At 41.6% G+C, this 16,647-nt stretch carries 16 protein-coding genes and 1 pseudogene; 4 read left to right on the top strand and 13 right to left on the bottom strand.

Going from position 1 to position 16,647, the window contains the following annotated elements; genetic code table 11:
• Positions 1-3 precede the first annotated feature (3 nt).
• From iolD to NST31_RS13310, 5 genes are all read right to left on the bottom strand, one after another.
• Positions 4-1,872 (bottom strand): 3D-(3,5/4)-trihydroxycyclohexane-1,2-dione acylhydrolase (decyclizing), encoded by a 1,869-nt coding sequence (gene iolD, locus NST31_RS13330; protein ID WP_339161187.1) that lies wholly within the window; start codon positions 1,870-1,872, stop codon positions 4-6.
• Between the two features lie 19 nt (positions 1,873-1,891).
• A complete protein-coding gene (iolG, locus tag NST31_RS13325) occupies positions 1,892-2,896 on the bottom strand; it encodes an inositol 2-dehydrogenase (protein WP_339161185.1) in 1,005 nt (334 codons plus the stop codon).
• A gap of 67 nt (positions 2,897-2,963) precedes the next feature.
• Positions 2,964-4,169 (bottom strand): diphosphate--fructose-6-phosphate 1-phosphotransferase, encoded by a 1,206-nt coding sequence (locus NST31_RS13320; protein ID WP_339161183.1) that lies wholly within the window; start codon positions 4,167-4,169, stop codon positions 2,964-2,966.
• An 86-nt stretch (positions 4,170-4,255) separates the two neighbouring features.
• Complete coding sequence (locus NST31_RS13315; RefSeq protein ID WP_205179773.1) at positions 4,256-5,278, bottom strand: LacI family DNA-binding transcriptional regulator; 1,023 nt, start codon at positions 5,276-5,278, stop codon at positions 4,256-4,258.
• A 40-nt stretch (positions 5,279-5,318) separates the two neighbouring features.
• Complete coding sequence (locus NST31_RS13310) at positions 5,319-6,308, bottom strand: Gfo/Idh/MocA family oxidoreductase (protein WP_339161179.1); 990 nt, start codon at positions 6,306-6,308, stop codon at positions 5,319-5,321.
• A 387-nt stretch (positions 6,309-6,695) separates the two neighbouring features.
• On the opposite strand from NST31_RS13310, the gene NST31_RS13305 reads away from it, so the two are divergent.
• The 4 genes and pseudogenes from NST31_RS13305 to NST31_RS13290 all read left to right on the top strand — a co-directional run bounded on the left by NST31_RS13305 (position 6,696) and on the right by NST31_RS13290 (position 9,647).
• Complete coding sequence (locus tag NST31_RS13305; RefSeq protein WP_339161178.1) at positions 6,696-7,535, top strand: YheC/YheD family protein; 840 nt, start codon at positions 6,696-6,698, stop codon at positions 7,533-7,535.
• A gap of 166 nt (positions 7,536-7,701) precedes the next feature.
• Positions 7,702-8,070 (top strand): GntR family transcriptional regulator, encoded by a 369-nt coding sequence (locus tag NST31_RS13300; protein ID WP_339161175.1) that lies wholly within the window; start codon positions 7,702-7,704, stop codon positions 8,068-8,070.
• Positions 8,070-8,967, top strand: a pseudogene (locus NST31_RS13295) (ABC transporter ATP-binding protein). The gene NST31_RS13300 and the pseudogene NST31_RS13295 overlap by 1 nt, the downstream one beginning before the upstream one ends.
• Positions 8,964-9,647, top strand: coding sequence for a hypothetical protein (locus NST31_RS13290; RefSeq protein ID WP_339161172.1), 684 nt, complete (start codon positions 8,964-8,966; stop codon positions 9,645-9,647). The pseudogene NST31_RS13295 and the gene NST31_RS13290 overlap by 4 nt, the downstream one beginning before the upstream one ends.
• Positions 9,648-9,844: 197 nt before the next feature.
• Here the strand turns inward: NST31_RS13290 and NST31_RS13285 are convergent, their stop codons facing one another.
• From NST31_RS13285 to leuC, 8 genes are all read right to left on the bottom strand, one after another.
• Positions 9,845-11,071: an MFS transporter gene (locus tag NST31_RS13285; RefSeq protein ID WP_339161169.1), complete on the bottom strand. Its 1,227-nt coding sequence runs from the start codon at positions 11,069-11,071 to the stop codon at positions 9,845-9,847.
• 89 nt (positions 11,072-11,160) lie between these two features.
• Positions 11,161-11,724 (bottom strand): TetR/AcrR family transcriptional regulator, encoded by a 564-nt coding sequence (locus tag NST31_RS13280; RefSeq protein ID WP_339161167.1) that lies wholly within the window; start codon positions 11,722-11,724, stop codon positions 11,161-11,163.
• A 221-nt stretch (positions 11,725-11,945) separates the two neighbouring features.
• Positions 11,946-12,155: a flavin reductase family protein gene (locus NST31_RS13275; RefSeq protein WP_339161165.1), complete on the bottom strand. Its 210-nt coding sequence runs from the start codon at positions 12,153-12,155 to the stop codon at positions 11,946-11,948.
• Complete coding sequence (gene speD / locus NST31_RS13270; protein WP_339161163.1) at positions 12,152-12,568, bottom strand: adenosylmethionine decarboxylase; 417 nt, start codon at positions 12,566-12,568, stop codon at positions 12,152-12,154. Before speD ends, NST31_RS13275 begins: the two co-directional genes overlap by 4 nt.
• A 58-nt stretch (positions 12,569-12,626) precedes the next feature.
• Positions 12,627-13,787, bottom strand: coding sequence for a bis-aminopropyl spermidine synthase family protein (locus tag NST31_RS13265; protein WP_339161161.1), 1,161 nt, complete (start codon positions 13,785-13,787; stop codon positions 12,627-12,629).
• A gap of 22 nt (positions 13,788-13,809) precedes the next feature.
• On the bottom strand, positions 13,810-14,247 hold the full coding sequence (locus tag NST31_RS13260; RefSeq protein WP_339161158.1) for a MarR family transcriptional regulator: 438 nt from the start codon (positions 14,245-14,247) through the stop codon (positions 13,810-13,812).
• Between the two features lie 398 nt (positions 14,248-14,645).
• Positions 14,646-15,233, bottom strand: coding sequence for a 3-isopropylmalate dehydratase small subunit (gene leuD / locus NST31_RS13255; RefSeq protein ID WP_339161155.1), 588 nt, complete (start codon positions 15,231-15,233; stop codon positions 14,646-14,648).
• Positions 15,230-16,645 (bottom strand): 3-isopropylmalate dehydratase large subunit, encoded by a 1,416-nt coding sequence (gene leuC / locus NST31_RS13250; RefSeq protein WP_339161152.1) that lies wholly within the window; start codon positions 16,643-16,645, stop codon positions 15,230-15,232. Before leuC ends, leuD begins: the two co-directional genes overlap by 4 nt.
• Between the last annotated feature and the right edge of the window lie 2 nt (positions 16,646-16,647).

The following is a 16,647-nucleotide window of genomic DNA, read 5'->3' as shown; positions in this document are numbered from 1 at the left end:
GTTTTAATATTTTCTTGCTTTGCTTTTATGTGCTTCCATCACCGTATGTGCTTGTTCGACCTTCGGACTTTCAGACACTTCCGCAACCCCCAAATGCCACCAAGACTCATAAGTGCTAGAACCTGTGCCAGGTAAAACTTTTATATCAATCAATGTAGTGACTGTTTCTTGCTTAGCCATTTCCAATGCCTTTTTCAATTCATCTATTGTGTGGGCTGTATAACCTTTTGCCCCCATACTCCTGGCATTGGCCGCAAAGTCGATATCCAGATATGGACCGCTTAACCGGTTGTCTTCCTCCGAACGATAGCGAAACTCATTGCCAAACCCTTCACTTCCTTGACCGACCTGCAAGCCATGTATACATTGAAACCCATTATTATCCAATAAAAGCACCGTTATTTTCTTCTTTTCTTGAATGCTTGTCACGAGTTCTGAATGAAGCATCAGATAACTCCCATCGCCAACGAAAGCATATACTTCTTGATCATCATCCGCGGCCATTTTGGCCCCCAGAGCCCCCGCCACTTCATAACCCATACAGGAAAAACCGTATTCCATATTGTATGTTTTTGGCTCCGTTGTTCTCCATAATCGCAAAAGGTCGCCGGGCATGCTTCCAGCCGCGCAAGTGATAATATCTTTTTCACCAATAAATCTATTAATCTCGCCAATTACCCGGGTTTGCGATAAACCGCTTTCAAGCGTTTGAGAATAATAATGATCCACTTCTTTTGTCCATTCATCTTTCAAATCTTTTAATCTATTCAGGTCATAATCGCTTTGATAACTTTTGTTTTTCAACTCTTCTGTTAATTTATCAAGAGCTATTTTAGCGTCAGCCACAAGCATTTGAGATTCCATTTTCATCGCATCGAATCCGCTTACATTTATGCTTAAAAACTCGACTTCCGGATTTTCAAAGGCCCATTTGGAAGAGGTGGAAAAATCGGTTAACCTTGTTCCAATTGCGATCACCAAATCAGCCTTTTTCGCCAAAACATTCGATGCCAGGGAACCGTTTGCTCCCATACCGCCCATGTTAAATGGATGCTTCCATGATAAAGCGCTTTTTCCGGCTTGGGTTTCGCCTACCGGAATTTGGAACTCTTCGGCAAACTGGGCCAGTTCTTTTTCCGCAAATGAGTAATGTACTCCTCCACCCGCGATGATTACCGGATATTTCTTTCTCGAGATAAGTTGAACAGCGCGCTCAACTGCTTCATCTGATGGTATTTTCCTTTCAATATAGTGAACTCTCTTTTTAAAAAACTCGACTGGATAATCGTATGCCTCCGCCTGAACATCTTGCGGCATGGAAAGTGTCACTGCCCCTGTTTCCACTGGATCGGTCAGCACCCGCATCGCGTTTAAAGCCGCGGTCATCAACTGTTCAGGGCGAGAAATACAGTCCCAGTATTTGCTGACCGGTTTAAACGCATCGTTAGAGGAAACGGTATAGTCACGCGGGTCTTCTATTTGCTGTAAAACGGGATCGGGCTGACGACTGGCAAAAATATCACCCGGCAACAACAAGACGGGTATTCTATTGACTGTCGCAGTGGCTGCGGCAGTCACCATGTTCAATGCCCCCGGTCCAATCGATGTGGTGCAAGCATAAATCTCCAGCCGGTTTTTCTGTTTAGCAAAGGCAGTGGCGGCATGGACCATCCCCTGTTCATTTTTACCTTGAATATATGTCAGCTCGCCTTTGTGATTCTCCAATGCTTCACCTATTCCCGTCACATTCCCGTGTCCGAATATTCCAAATACACCTTTTACAAATTTTCTTTCTTCTCCATCAAAATGAACATATTGATTGTCTAAAAACTTGACCAATGCTTGTGCCATCGTTAGTCGAATCGTTTTCATCACTTTCAACTCCCCTTATTTAACGCACATATATTTTTTTATTCGTTTTATACGATTTTGTGGCCGCTTCAGAAATCTGCAATGCCATCTTTCCATCCATTGCATTCACACTCGGTTGCGTATTGGTTTGTATACATTCAATAAAGTGTTCCATTTCTATTAAAAAGGCATCTTTAAAATAAGTGGGAAAGTCGGGAATCGTATCATAATAAGACTTATTTTTTGTAAAAATAATATTGTTATGTTGTTGCAGCGAGCCAATTTGTATCATGCCCTCAGTTCCTAACACTTCTCCCCTAATATCATAGCCAAAGGTAGAATTCCTGCTTCCTTCTATATCAGCTGTCACGCCACTTTCAAATTCAAGATATGACAAGGCCTGATCCGCATCATCGTATTTTTTCATGAACGGATGAACGAGTACTTTGCCGAAGGATTGAATAGATTTCACTTCACTTCCAAGTAAAAATCTCGCTATATCAAAATCATGTATACACAAATCCAAGAATATTCCGCCACTTGTTTTTATATATGCCTCAGGCGGCGACCCGGGATCTCTGCTCACTCCTTTAAAATGAAGGGGTTCACCAATATCGCCTTGCGCAATCCTTTTTTTGGCCTCCAAATAAGAGGGATCAAACCTTCTCATAAAACCGACCTGACAAATGATCTGATGTTTTTTCAATTCTTCAATCACCGAGTCCGCCTCTTCACTCGTTTCGGTGATGGGCTTATCCACAAAAATATGCTTCTTATGTTTGGCAGCCTGTATAATGATTTCAGCATGTGTATTTGTTGGTGTGACGATGATAACCGCTTCAATGGCATCGTCTTCTAATACTTCCCGAAGGTTGCTTGTAAATTTGTCAATCCCCAACTTTCGGGCAGCTTTTTCAGCGCTCTCCATTCGCGAAGCAACAATTGTGGCAACTTCGGCATTCGGTATATGATAAACGAGATTTGCCGCATGGATCATGCCCAGGCGTCCAACTCCTATGACTGCGCATCTCACTTTCTTTCTCACGATTCCACTTCCCTTAAACAGATTATCGTTTTCAGTATAGCGCTTAACTAATGCTTAAAAACAATCCTTAAATTACATGTTGATAGATGGGCAGACCCCTTTCCATCGGGAGGGAAACTTCTCCTTGAATTAACGGCTCTGCGTATTTGATAAATTCAGCAGTCATGGTATTGCCTTTTTCATCGTACCAGTCGATTGGCACAAATTTTTCTTTTCCGGCCGCGCTCGCTAATGGTTTGGGACGATAAGCAATGACATAATCATGTTGAATGTTCTCCTCCCTGTCCAAGCCGACCATGATGCTTGAATATCCTTTTTCCGCATACATCCATGACTGTTTTCCGAGCTCATACGCTTCTTGGACATCTGTTTTGGAAGAAAGCAACATGCTGCTTCTTTGCCAAATACTCGGGGCAATGGATCTGGTCTCTATTCCGGTTTCAGACCCAATGACAGCTTGTAAATAAGTTGATACTCCTCCTAGTTTCGGTCGGCCCAGCGCGTCAAATTCCACATCCTTTTCATTTATCAACTGGCCTTTATCATTTTTAATTCCTTCCGCGACAATCACAAAAGTATCTCTTTTTTCTTCGTGCGCCTGCATCACTTTCATCAGGCATTCCTCCAGATGAAATGGAACTTCCGGAATGTATACCAGATTTTGATTGGCATCCGTTTGGCAAGTGGCCAATGAACATGCCGCAGCCAGCCAACCAGTATGCCTCCCCATCGTTTCAATAATGGTAATTCGCTCACTATAAGGGAAACTCGCCACATCCATCTTCATATCCAATATGGAAGTCGCCAGAAACTTAGCGGCACTTCCATATCCAGGTGAATGATCCGTTCCCATTACGTCATTGTCGATTGACTTCGGCACTCCAACTACAACTAGATCAAACCCCATCGTCTTTGCCCTGTCGTCTATCAGCTTAGCCACATTCATAGAACCATTCCCACCAATATAAAAGAAATATCGAATTTCCTTTCTCTTCAATAAATTAACGATCTGATCTACTTCATCACCGGTCAATTTATGCCGACAAGTGCCAAGAGCAGCTCCCGGTGTCCAGCGCAACCGATGGCAATCATTGTCTGACAGCGTACTTAAATCAATAAACGATTCATTGATTAAACCATGTATGCCGCCAATTGATCCATACACCTTCCCTTTCATGCCTGTCAGTTTCATTTGATCAAGCAGTCCTACCATAGAATTATTAATGACCGCGGTCGGTCCGCCCGATTGGACAATCAGACAGTTCCCTGCCAACGTTGAACACTTCCTTATTGATTGGATTAAGCGCTTTACTTATACAAAAAACGCATTCAAGCAGCACGGCTTTCAAATTTAAAAGTTTAATTCGTTTTACAAGCTACATTCAAAGCTTGGGTTGATTTTCTGGTGACCAATGAAGGGAGAAGAGTCACTCGGCTCTTTTCTTCTTTTTCACCATTGATAATAGACACCATCAAATCCATTACTTCTCGACCCATACTTTCAATTGGCTGCGCAACAGTCGTTAGCGGCGGGTCTATGACTGTGGCAATAGATGTGTTGTCAAAGCCAATAACCGACAAATCTTCCGGAATTTGTAAGCCCCATTCTTTTGCCATTTGAATGACACCGGCGGCCAACAAATCATTGCAGGCAAATATGGCTGTAGGCCGGTTATCTCCTGTAAGATACTTTTCAGTCATATGTCTTCCAGCTTTAATATGGTCGTTAATGTCCTTTATAAAATCAAAGTTTTTATTGATCTGCAAACCATGACTTTCCAAGGCATAATGAAAGCCTCTTAGCCTTTCCCGGTTACTCCATAAATCTCTGGCGACGACTCCCATATTTTGATGCCCTAATTCTATTAGATGATTCGCCGCCACATAGCCGCCCATAAAGTCATCTATTGCTACGGCATTCACCGAAAACATGGGAAAGTCGCGGGCGACGATCACTACGGGAATTTCTTCTTTTATTAATTCTTCCACTTTCTTGAGATCTTCGAAACCTGAAGCCAGTATAAAACCGTCTACCCTTTTTTGCTTCAATAACAATAGATATTTGTTTTCTTTGGCACTATCATAATCGGTGTTGCAAATGACAATGTTATAACCTAATTCATGCCCTCTATCTTCAATCCTTCTAGCTAATTCAGAAAAAAACGGGTTGACTAAATCGGGAATGAGCAATCCTATTGTTTTCGTTTGCTTGCCCATTAATGCGGAAGCCAACATATTGGGGTAATAATCCAACTCTTTCATAATTCGTTTTACTTTTTGTCTCGTCTTGTCACTGATGTTCCCGGTATTATTGATCACTTTTGAAACGGTCGCAATTGAAACATTGGCCGCCTTTGCTACATCATAAATAGTTACTTTCAATTTTTATCACCATGTTTTTCCAAAGTATATGTATATTGTATTATATTTCTATCACTTTGGAAGCATTCCGCATTGATTTGTAAGCACTTTCTAAATATTTTACGATTTTCAGTGAATCGCTTTCATTATAAATCGGAGTTTTATTGTGGATGACACACTCTTGAAAGTGGTTAACTTGTTTTACATATTGATCATCCTCAAATGACTTTCTCTGTATTTCATGACCATTGAGATCTAACATTTTTACGATACCGCTTCCATCTTTTGAAACATCCGGCCTAAAGGCCGACTCAACGATAATCGCGCCTTTTTCCCCAAAAATTTCATAGCGATCAAGAAATGATCCTTCAAAAGAGGCGCTGACTTCCGCGCAACGATTGTTATCATCCTGTAAAAAACAAACAGAGGTCGTGTCCACTTGATGCTCGGGATCCACTTTTCCAATCATGGAAATATGTGTCGGCTGCAATCCCACAATCTGGGTAACTGCATGTATGCCATAACATCCGACATCCCATAACGCTCCCCCGCCAAGTTCTCTGTTAAACCGGATATCCTCCCGATCTTCCAGAAAAAATGAAAAGTGTGCTTTTACATATCGATAATCACCGATTACCCCTGAATCCATCAGCTCCTTTACATACTGATGCTGAGAGTGGAATTGATACATAAAGGCTTCCATAAAGATTACATGATTCTGTTGCGCCGCTTCGCACATTTCTTGCATATCATCCTCAGAAATGGTCGCAGGCTTTTCCACTAATACATGTTTTTGTGCCGCCATGGCTTTCACGGCCCACTCTTTATGTAGTGCGTTCGGCAAGGGAATATATACGGCATCGACTTGATCGTCCCGCAGCAATTCCTCATATGAGTCATATACCTTGGAGATATGAAAGCGCTTAGCTTTTTCTTTGCTTTTAGAAGCAACAGCAATTACGTCCCCCATACCAGAACGGCGAATGGCCGGTACAACTTGATCGTATGCAATATTGGCGGCTCCGAGTATTCCCCATTTTACTCTGTTCATAGACTTTTCAATCTCCTCACTCGATTCAAAAGTAAAGCGCTTTACTTTAAACCGAATTATATATTATTTTTGAATAGTCCGCAACATAATTTTTAAAAAAATATGAAGTTTAGTAAGATTTTGTCGTAAATGCAAGGAAAATATCGATACATGCACACATCGAGACGGCTATCATCACCACTCTTCTTTTCTCTGCCAGTGTACTGAATGCTGATGATTATTTTTACTGTCATAACACCTCAAGCTGGATTCACTTTAAGCCTCTAACTCATTTTTTGTACAGGTAAGAAAAGCAAATGTTTTTTTGAATATAACCATTTTTGTGGTTTCCGCATATTTTTATAATGGGTCGAAAAACTCATAAAGTATCTAAAGGTGGGATAAATAGTGAAGCCGAAGTTGGATCCAGTCCGTGGTTTTTTTAATAAATGGGAAATGTACAAAATTGTGAAAGAAAAACCCGCACCGTACTTTCGCATACCTCATACAGGTGTTTTTTCTCGGCAATCTTTTGAACAGTTTATAAGTGAGTATGAATGCATTTTTATAAAGTCTGTTTTTACTTTTGGCGGTGAAAAAATCAGCAAAATTACGAAGGAGAACGGGCAGCTCGTTTGGAAACTGCAGGGACATCCTGGCAAGGGCTTTGATCAAATCGAACCACTGTTTGCTGAACTGTCCGGCGTTTATAATGATGAGCTTTGTATTGTACAGGAAGGGGCACCTTTGTTGATGTACAAAGAACGTCCCATCGACATTCGGGCCCATTTACAGCGGGATCTTGATGAGAAATGGGTTTATGCCGGAGATTTAGTCCGTGTAGGAGGACCCGAGTCGATTGTGTCAAACTTTGAAAGCAATGGAACTGTTGAACCTACAAAGAAAGTATTATCTACCTTATTTAAAAGCGAAGAGCGAGCTGCCCAAATTATGGAAAATGTCGCCAAATCAGCCATGCACATTTGTCATTTGCTAGATGAACATGATATTTTCATGGAAGCTGGAATCGATTTCGGTGTTGATGGCAAAGGAGAACTGTGGTTGATTGAAGTGAATACAAACGATTCACAAGGAGCTCCAGACAGGGCATTGTTTAAGCGGCTGCCCGATCAGACATACTATAATGATATTATGACCAGACTAACAAGAGTAAATGAGCAATTAGTTAAAGAGCTTTTTGCGTACTTCGAGGAATACGTTAAAAAGAATAAAAATGAACGGGTATAGCACTCCTTTCCCAGTGCCCACCTTTATGAAGAAAGACTTGCTGTCCATCATAGCGAAGCAAGTCTTTTTTTATTTTAGATGCTACAAATCTAAAAAATGTTGAATTGAACACCTTTTCGTTATATGGTTAATTACATAAGTAACTAACCAATGTGGTGGTGAAGCGGTGAAACATTTAGTAGATGACGGACGCCCCATTTTTATACAAATTGCCGAGCGAATCGAGGATGACATTATTTCAGGCAGTTTGTCGGAAGAATCTCAGGTCCCGTCAACCAATCAATTCGCGGCCTTTTACAAGATCAATCCTGCTACTGCCGCTAAAGGCGTCAACTTGTTGGTAGATGATGGAATTCTTTATAAAAAGCGGGGGATTGGAATGTTTGTGGCGAAAGGCGCACGTTCGAAGCTAAAAGAAAAACGGAAAAAGTTATTTTATGAACAACATGTCGCAACGGTGATCCGAGAGGCAAAGAAACTGGGAATTACGTCAGAACAGTTGATTGAACTTATTCGGAAAGGAGCTGAAAAGTAATGGGCTATATCGTCGAAGCGAATGGATTGGAAAAAGCGTTTGGCAGCTTTAAAGCTGTAAATGATGTTAACTTTTCCATAGAAAAAGACAAAATATATGGCTTGCTCGGGAGAAATGGAGCCGGCAAAACGACATTAATGAAACTGATTACTGCGCAAATTTTTCCAACTGGAGGCAACATTAAGGTATTTGGCGAAAATCCGTATGAAAACAGGAATGTGTTGAAGCAAATTTGTTTTATAAAGGAGAGTCAAAAATACCCGGATCATTATACGGTAGGTGATGCCATTGCTGTTTCCAAATCTATTTTCCCGAATTGGGATGAGGATTTTGCTCTTTCGCTAATAGATGAATTTCGCCTCCCTTCCAAGCGTCGGATTAAAAAGCTCTCCCCGCGGCATGCATTCAGCGGTTGGAATTGTCATTGGACTGGCGAGCCGGGCTTCCTTAACGATATTTGATGAACCCTATTTGGGTCTTGATGCCGTATCCCGAAATGTTTTTTACGATCGGCTGATGGATGATTATGCGGAACATCCACGTACAGTGATTCTTTCTACACATTTGATTGATGAAGTGAGCAATTTGCTTGAGCATATATTCATGATGGCGGACGGTGAGCTGATCATCGATCAAGATGCTGAGGACCTCAGGGGAATGGCCTTTACGGTTACCGGCCGGGCACCTGAAGTTGAAGGTTTCATTTCCGGGAAAGAAGTGATCCATCGGGAACCGTTCGGAGGATTGCTATCAGCCACGGTTATTCGGGATCATCATGGCCATGAGCTAAAACAAGCAGAAACAATCGGCCTGGAAATAACCCCTGTTTCGCTGCAGCAGTTAAGCATATATCTGACAACAAAGAGCCGTGAACAAAAAGGAGCGATGACCAAATGAACATGAAAGCTGTTTTCAGCATTCACCGGAAAGATAAATGGATTTGGCTCTATATTCCGTTAATCATTCTCTCTTTTAGCTTTTTTGTCAATCTGATTGTCAGCTTACTGATTAATAATGATGAAAACATTTACTCGGGCGGTGTCATTTCCATCTTTGCCTATGTGCTTACATTGGGGATGATCGTCGTTGCCCAGTCCTTTTCCTTTGCAATCGGGATGTCCGTCACGCGCAAAGATTATTTCTGGGGCACAGCTTTGATGGGTCTTACGGCAAACTTTATCATCGCCCTTTTCGTGAGTATTTTTGCCTTCTTTGAAAACATGTTAAACAGCTGGGGAAACAGATTATACTTTTTCCATCTTCCTTATTTAAATGAAGGGATTTTTATGGAACAATTGGTGATGTACATGATTCTGTTTACCTTTTTATTTTTTCTTGGATTTCTGATTATGAGCTTTGCCAAGCGTTTTGGTGGCAAAGGATTGCTGCTGTTATTGTTATCCCTGTTATTGGCCAGTAGTATCGCGGTATTTTTATTTCATCATTTCCGTGTGTGGACCGATATCTTTCACTGGTTTTTGTCCCAAACGGCGGCCGGGGTTTCCTATTGGCTTTTGCCACTGATTTTATTCAGTATAGCCAGCTCATTTTTCTTACTTCGAAAAGCGTCCGTTTAATAATAAGTGAAACTTCATTCAGTAGGGATCCACTGAATGTTAGTTGAACCAATCGGGGCATTTAGGTGCCGTTTTCTCACACTTAGACCTTTTGGATCACCCTCACGTTTTGAAGTAGGAGTCTTACAGCACATTACAAAAAGCTTGCCCCTGTTTTTATTCAAGAGCAAGCTTTTTTATCATCTATATTTTCCCTTTTAATCCACTCTTCGAACAGCGCTTGCCGAGGGCGCATATTCGTTGTCACACATACTTTTTTTCCTTAATAATGCGAGCCCGAGAGTGGAAATGAAAACAGCCCCGCTTGCGATGAGTATCGTTATTTTTGAAGTAAATGCGTCTGCGAGAACACCGCCCAAAAAAGGACCAACGATGGCCGATACGGCGAAAAAGATATTAAATAAACCATATAGAGCCCCATAAGAATTTTGTTCACTTTCGCCTTGGGTATTGCCCAGCATTGTCAAAGTCGGTGAAACCGCCAATCCCATGCTCGCCCCCACAAGCAACAAAGCAATGACCATTTGCAAACCGGATTTGGCAAAGACAATGAACGGCAAAAATACCCCCACAAGAAGCAAGCCAAATAAAACGACACGACTCGGTGTGTATTTGTTTATTAACAAGCCGGAAATGGGCGCCATAACGCCATAAGCCAATGTTAACACCCCAAACATTAAGCCGATAAAGAGGGAATTACCGCTGAACGTACTGGATAAATACATCGGCAGGATAGGCTCTAACATCGTCAATGTTCCTTCACTGATGAACATAATTGTCAATATCCAGATGACGGGACGTTGTTTTAACAGCTCCGTTATTTTTTTTGGTTCCTGCACATTGCTCCGCTTCGCCTCTTTTAAATAGATGGCTGCAAGAATGACAACTACGATGAGGATGGCTGATATCGTATAAAAGGGTGTTTGATAACTGCCAACTTCAATAAGCAAGCCCCCAACTGGCGCTCCCAATAATGTGCCCGCAGACAGACTGGTCATCGCCAGCCCCATGGCAACAGCCCGTTCTTTTTTAACGAATAAATCGGCAAGCAAAGAAAGCGCCGCCGTCCAAGTTGCCGCGGCAGCAATGCCTTGTAATGCCCTGGCAATAATTAACACTTCAAACTGCATCGGGTTGGAAAAAAGGATCGTAGAGAGACTTAATCCAATCAAGCCGCCAACAATCGGTTTTTTTCTGCCGATCCGATCTGTCAACTTTCCAAAATACGTTGTCGTAATCAGTAATGTAATAGAATAGCTGCTAAATAAAACGCCGATCATCGTGGGTGAAGCGGCAAATGTCTCTTCATAATAGGGAGTTAAAGGAATGATCACACTGTATAACAGCATATCCAAAAATAGAATGATCACAACAAAAGTTAAGCCGATCTTTTTTCTTCTACTCATTTGTTTCAAAAAACTCATATAGCTAGCACCTCTACAAAAATGTGAAAACCATTTTGGTTTTTAAAGTTTTCTCACGCAAAAAAATAACATAATGGTTGCAGCGGTGATTAACGTTCACCCTGTTCTGCAACCATTCCAAACAATAAAACATTAACAATACCACTCATAGCCTCTTCCACAGTGATCCTATTTTCCCAAATGAAGTGGCGGTCCAATGTAAGATTCGTTGCATCTATAACGAGTCGCATGAGCAAATCAATATTTTGATCTTTAATGACCCCGTCCTCAATCCCCTGTTCAAGCAGCTTTTTTAAAGGCTCCCACTCATTTAAAGAGTTGTGCATTCTTTCCCATTGCTTTGGATAGTACTTTTTCATCTGTTCCAATATGTGCAGATCATAGAATTCATCATATTTCGGAACAACCTTAATGGCCGCTTTTATTTTTTCCAGCAGGGTTAGGCTGTTATCTTGAATAATCGTCTCTGTTCTTTCATCAAATTCGCTGATTGTCAACTCTATCAGGGCATCTAAAATATCCGCTTTTGCCGGGAAATGTTCATACAATGTCCGTTTACTGATCCCCAACCGGCCCGCCAAGTCGTTCATCGTAAATTTAATCCCTTTATCCTTCATTTCATCCACAAAGGCTTGCATGATTCTTTCTTTCAACCTATACCCCTCCACAAAAACCATTTAAACTATAATAGTTTTAATGGTTTTTTGATACTGTCTATTATACAGGTAAAAACACGTTGCGGCAAGATCCATAAAAACATTACTGAGCGCCCGTTTATAAAGGTTTTTACTCATCGAATGCATTTCTGATGCTAATGCCTTACCACAAAAAACCCCCAAGCAACAGATGTATTATCCATTACTCGGGGACAGCATCACTGATTTGTATAAAACGTTGCGGGAATTGAACCAAAATTTCTTCGGTGATATAACATGGGGTCCCGCTTCTCTACACGTATATCAATGACTTTTCCAATTAAAATCGTATGGTCTCCTGCTACAACTGTTTGGTAAACCTCACATTGCAGAACTGAAAGCGCACCTTTCATAATCGGGAGCCCATGTTCTTTTTGCTGATTTTTCATGTAAGGCTTTTAACACAACCCGCGGGGTCTAATTTTATCTTGATAGGCATATCACGAATCATACCTGCTCCTCTTTTCAGTTTTCGCACATATGCTTTTAGCGGTTTCAGGCTGGAAATGAAATGGTGAATGGCAAGTTCTGGATCGGTTTTTTCTCCACACGTATAACAATCAATGGCAATGAACGATTTTTCCGGATAGCTATGAATGGATAAATGACTTTCCGACAACAAAATAACAGCAGTCATTCCATACGGTTGAAACTCTTTACACTGAGCGGATACGATCGTGGCTCCGGACATCTTGGCTGCATTTTTCGCCAAAGCGGCCAACAATACATTGTTTTTGATAATGGATGGGTCAATGGACCATAAATCGGCGGTTATATGGATTCCTTCTGTTGTATATTTCATATAGGCACTCAAACCCTCCTTAATTTTAATCACCTTTATTATTTAGACATCTAAACAATCACTCGACATTTTTTACCTCACGTTTGATGAGGTCAAATGTTTTATAATAGCAGGCACTGCACCCTGCCTTTTTCAGTTGTTCGATTGTTTTATAATGTTGATCGAAACCGACATGATAAGTTGTTCGGCATTTTTTGCAACTGTACTGGCGAAGCGTTTGTTTGATTTCCCCTGTATATAAAGGTTTTTCAAATGTGTCTGTGTACAGCGGGGTTGTTTTGCAAGTTGTTGTCAATGTCATTAGTTGCCCGCTGCCACCGAGAATTTGCGCTCCTTCATATTCATTAAAATTCGGCATGATTTCTGTTGCAGACAAACCTAATTTGGTTATCTCTTCTTGAATACGTAACATGAAATTTGGGTGTTTATGCGCATAGGATAAATATATTTTCAATCCTATTTGGTTTTTTAGGGCTTCAATTCCCCTGGAAAGAAACAATGAAAGACCAGATGATGTATATGGCGGGTCTGTAAAAACACAATCAAACTGATCCGCCCATTCTTTAGGCAGTGGATTTCTTACATCCCATTGCAGGCAGTCAATCTCTAAGTTGTATTGCCGCGAGATATTTTCGATATGTTCCAACATCTTATTGTCGATATCTATGACCTGTATGTTTGTGTGTATATTCCTGTTTGGTAAAAGCTTTTTCAAAATGAGTGCAAGTGAAACACTGACTAAATCATCATCTCCGACACAAAGTACTTTTTTACCGATCACGGAGTGGGAACGTATAGCATGTATGGCCCGCTTAAAACTTGTTTCGGGCGTACATTTTGATTGATCAATTACAGCGTTGATCTGTGGTCTGGAATCATATATATGTCGATATTTTTTTACAAAGAGATCTGTTGGGAAAGAAGGACTGCTGCTGATTTTGTTCCATAACTCCCTATGAAAACTGGTATATCCCAACTCCGTTTCAACAAATCTTTTGCCATGGAAAGTACAGCGAGTTCCTCGTTGGGATGTCAGCGCTCCCGCTTTTACCAGTTCATTCCTAATAGCAACCGTGATCGGAACAGGAATCTGTAAAGAGCGGGAAAGTTCTTTTGTTGAAATTCCGGGCTTTACATAGCACTCAATCAGCAATCGTTCAACTGCTTGCCTGCCTTCCTCCACTTGGATCTTTTGGCAGGCCCTATCAATATAATTCATCGGATTTTTCCCACCTTTTTGATCAATTCCCGCTCATTAGCTTCTCGAGCTTAATAGTAATGTTTTTCAATGTAATGATTTCTTCCAAACTGAGCTTTGAATAATATTTTTGAATGATCTTGATTTCAATATGGTCCCTTTCCGCAAAGTACTCTTTTCCTTTTTGGGCGAGGGACACAATGATTTCTCTCCTGTTGGCAGGATTGATGGACCTTTTAATATAATGATCTTTTTCCAGCTTTGACATAATCTGGCTAACTGCACTGGAAGTTACCTTCATATGCTTGGCTAGCTCACTCACTGTTAAACCATTATATTTTCTCACCATTTTCAATAGCATTTCCTGCTTCGAGGTTAAATCATATTTCATGAGCGGTCGATATTCATTCACAATGGCCAAATTACAATTTTCTTCTGCCTGATGCAGTTCTTTGACATGTCGAATGTATTCATTTAACATTTCGTTTAAAAATCTCCTGTTAGTAACCTAAAGTGTTTAGTATACTTAATTATATGGTTTTATCATAATAAGTCAAGACATTATTCCGCATCTGCCCGCTCGAAGGTTCTATTTTTTCAAGATGACCAAGATGTGCTTTTTCTCATATAGAGTGCGACGTCGTCCAAGTTTCCCCCTTCTTCCCCGGCAAATTTCAATCCACTCACTCCATATAGAGTGCAACACTCATACCGCTTATCCAGTTCATAGACAATTGGAAATTTCAATCCACTCACTCATATAGAGTGCAACTACTTCTTTTCCGCCGGAGACCTTAACTATAAAACATTTCAATCCATGCGCTCACATAAAAAAAGACTTGCCCGCTGGTCTCCAAGCCAGCGTCAAGTCTTCCTTACTTATTTAGCGATTGATTTTTCATAAGCCGCAATTTTATCTTCCAACTGCAATGTCAAGGCGATTTCATCCCAGCCGTTCAACAACATTTGGCGGCGGTACGGATCAATGGAGAATGAATAGGTGTTCCCATCCGCTGTGTTGATTGTTTCAGTCTCAAGATTGACTGTGACTTGCAACGGCTTTTCCTTCCCTGCTTGCAGCAGTTCTTCGATTTTTGATTCTTCCAATTGAATAGGCAAAATGCCATTTTTAAAGCAATTGCTGTGAAAAATATCGGCAAAGCTTGGTGCGATGACGACACGGAATCCATAGTCGCCCAATGCCCAAGGAGCATGCTCACGCGAAGAACCACAGCCGAAGTTTTCCCGCGCAACCAGAATCTCGCTATGTTTATATTCAGGTTTGTTTAATACGAAATCCGGCTTTTCCGTACCGTCATCGTGAAAACGCCAATGATAGAATAAGTATTTCCCAAATCCGGTACGTTCAATCCGCTTTAAAAATTGCTTCGGGATAATTTGGTCTGTATCTACGTTGGAACGGTCCAGCGGGGTGATGACACTCGTTACTTCTTTAATGGGTTTCATGTGAGCACCTCCCCTTTCAATAAGTTTCTCACGTCAACGAATCGGCCTTCAACCGCCGCAGCGGCAGCCATTTCCGGGCTGACGAGATGTGTACGGGAGCCGTTCCCCTGACGTCCCTCAAAGTTCCGGTTGGACGTCGAAGCACAGCGCATGCCGGGAGGCACTTGATCCGCATTCATGGCGAGACACATGCTGCATCCTGTCTCGCGCCATTCAAATCCGGCATCAAGGAAGATTTTATCTAAACCTTCTTTTTCCGCCTGGGCTTTGACTGTTCGTGATCCGGGAACAACGATGGCGTTTACGCCGCCTTTTACTTTTCTGCCTTTCAATACTTTAGCCGCCGAACGTAAATCTTCCATTCTGGAGTTCGTACATGATCCGATAAATACATATTGAATATCCACATCGGTCATTTTTACTCCGCCTTCAAGACCCATATATTCGAGCGCTTGCTCAATGGATTCTCTTTCAGCTTCATTTTTGGCATCTTCAGGCTTTGGAATTGGTTCTGAAATCGCGACGCCCATGGAAGGATTTGTTCCCCATGTAACAAAGGGTTCGATCTCGGAGGCATCAATATCAATGACTGAATCATATTGTGCATCCGGGTCAGACACGAGTCCTTTCCATTCTTCAACTAATCTATCAAACGCATCACCTGCGGGGACATGTTCACGGCCTCTTAAATATTCAAAGGTCGTTTCATCCGGGCTGATCAAGCCTGCCCTTGCACCGGCTTCAATAGACATGTTGCATACTGTCATTCGTTGTTCCATTGTCAGCTTGCGGATCGCTTCCCCGGTATATTCAATAATGTGGCCTGTTCCGATGTTCACACCATATTTGGCGATGATGGCCAAGATCAAGTCTTTTGCCGTTACGCCCGGCCCAAGATCTCCTTTTACTTCGACTTTCATTGTTTTTGGCTTTGACTGCCACAATGTTTGTGTGGACAGTACGTGTTCAACCTCGCTTGTTCCAATACCGAAAGCAAGAGCGCCAAATGCTCCATGTGTCGATGTATGGCTGTCGCCGCAAACGATTGTCTTTCCAGGCTGTGTTAGCCCGAGTTCCGGCCCGATAACATGAACAATGCCCTGGTTCGGATGTCCAATTCCAGCAAGTGGAACATCAAATTCTAAGCAATTTTTCTCCAGCGTAGTCATTTGTTTCTGGGCGATTGGGTCCGTTACTTCTTCATTCAAGCGTGTTGGAACGTTATGATCCATCGTCGCGAATGTGAGATCAGGCCTGCGCACTTTGCGATTATTTAACCGCAATCCTTCAAACGCTTGCGGAGAAGTTACTTCATGAACAAGATGAAGGTCGATATATAGAAGGTCAGGTTTACCTTCTTCTCTGTGTACTACATGTTTTTCCCATATTTTTTCAATAATTGTTTTGCCCAACT

The sequence above is a fragment of the Siminovitchia sp. FSL W7-1587 genome (genome assembly GCF_037963795.1).
Taxonomy (GTDB): Bacteria; Bacillota; Bacilli; order Bacillales; family Bacillaceae_C; genus Siminovitchia; species Siminovitchia thermophila.
This window is presented reverse-complemented; position numbering and strand designations above follow the sequence as displayed.

Bases quoted from the DNA above. Each gene is read 5' to 3' on its own strand.
- speD (WP_339161163.1), bottom strand. From the start codon at position 12,568: ATGAAATATACAACAGAAGGAATCCATATAACCGCCGATTTATGGTCC.
- leuD (WP_339161155.1), bottom strand. From the start codon at position 15,233: ATGAAACCCATTAAAGAAGTAACGAGTGTCATCACCCCGCTGGACCGT.
- NST31_RS13285 (WP_339161169.1), bottom strand. From the start codon at position 11,071: ATGAGTTTTTTGAAACAAATGAGTAGAAGAAAAAAGATCGGCTTAACT.
- NST31_RS13275 (WP_339161165.1), bottom strand. From the start codon at position 12,155: ATGAAAAATCAGCAAAAAGAACATGGGCTCCCGATTATGAAAGGTGCG.
- NST31_RS13310 (WP_339161179.1), bottom strand. From the start codon at position 6,308: ATGAACAGAGTAAAATGGGGAATACTCGGAGCCGCCAATATTGCATAC.
- iolD (WP_339161187.1), bottom strand. From the start codon at position 1,872: ATGAAAACGATTCGACTAACGATGGCACAAGCATTGGTCAAGTTTTTA.
- NST31_RS13260 (WP_339161158.1), bottom strand. From the start codon at position 14,247: ATGTTAAATGAATACATTCGACATGTCAAAGAACTGCATCAGGCAGAA.
- NST31_RS13290 (WP_339161172.1), top strand. From the start codon at position 8,964: ATGAACATGAAAGCTGTTTTCAGCATTCACCGGAAAGATAAATGGATT.
- NST31_RS13265 (WP_339161161.1), bottom strand. From the start codon at position 13,787: ATGAATTATATTGATAGGGCCTGCCAAAAGATCCAAGTGGAGGAAGGC.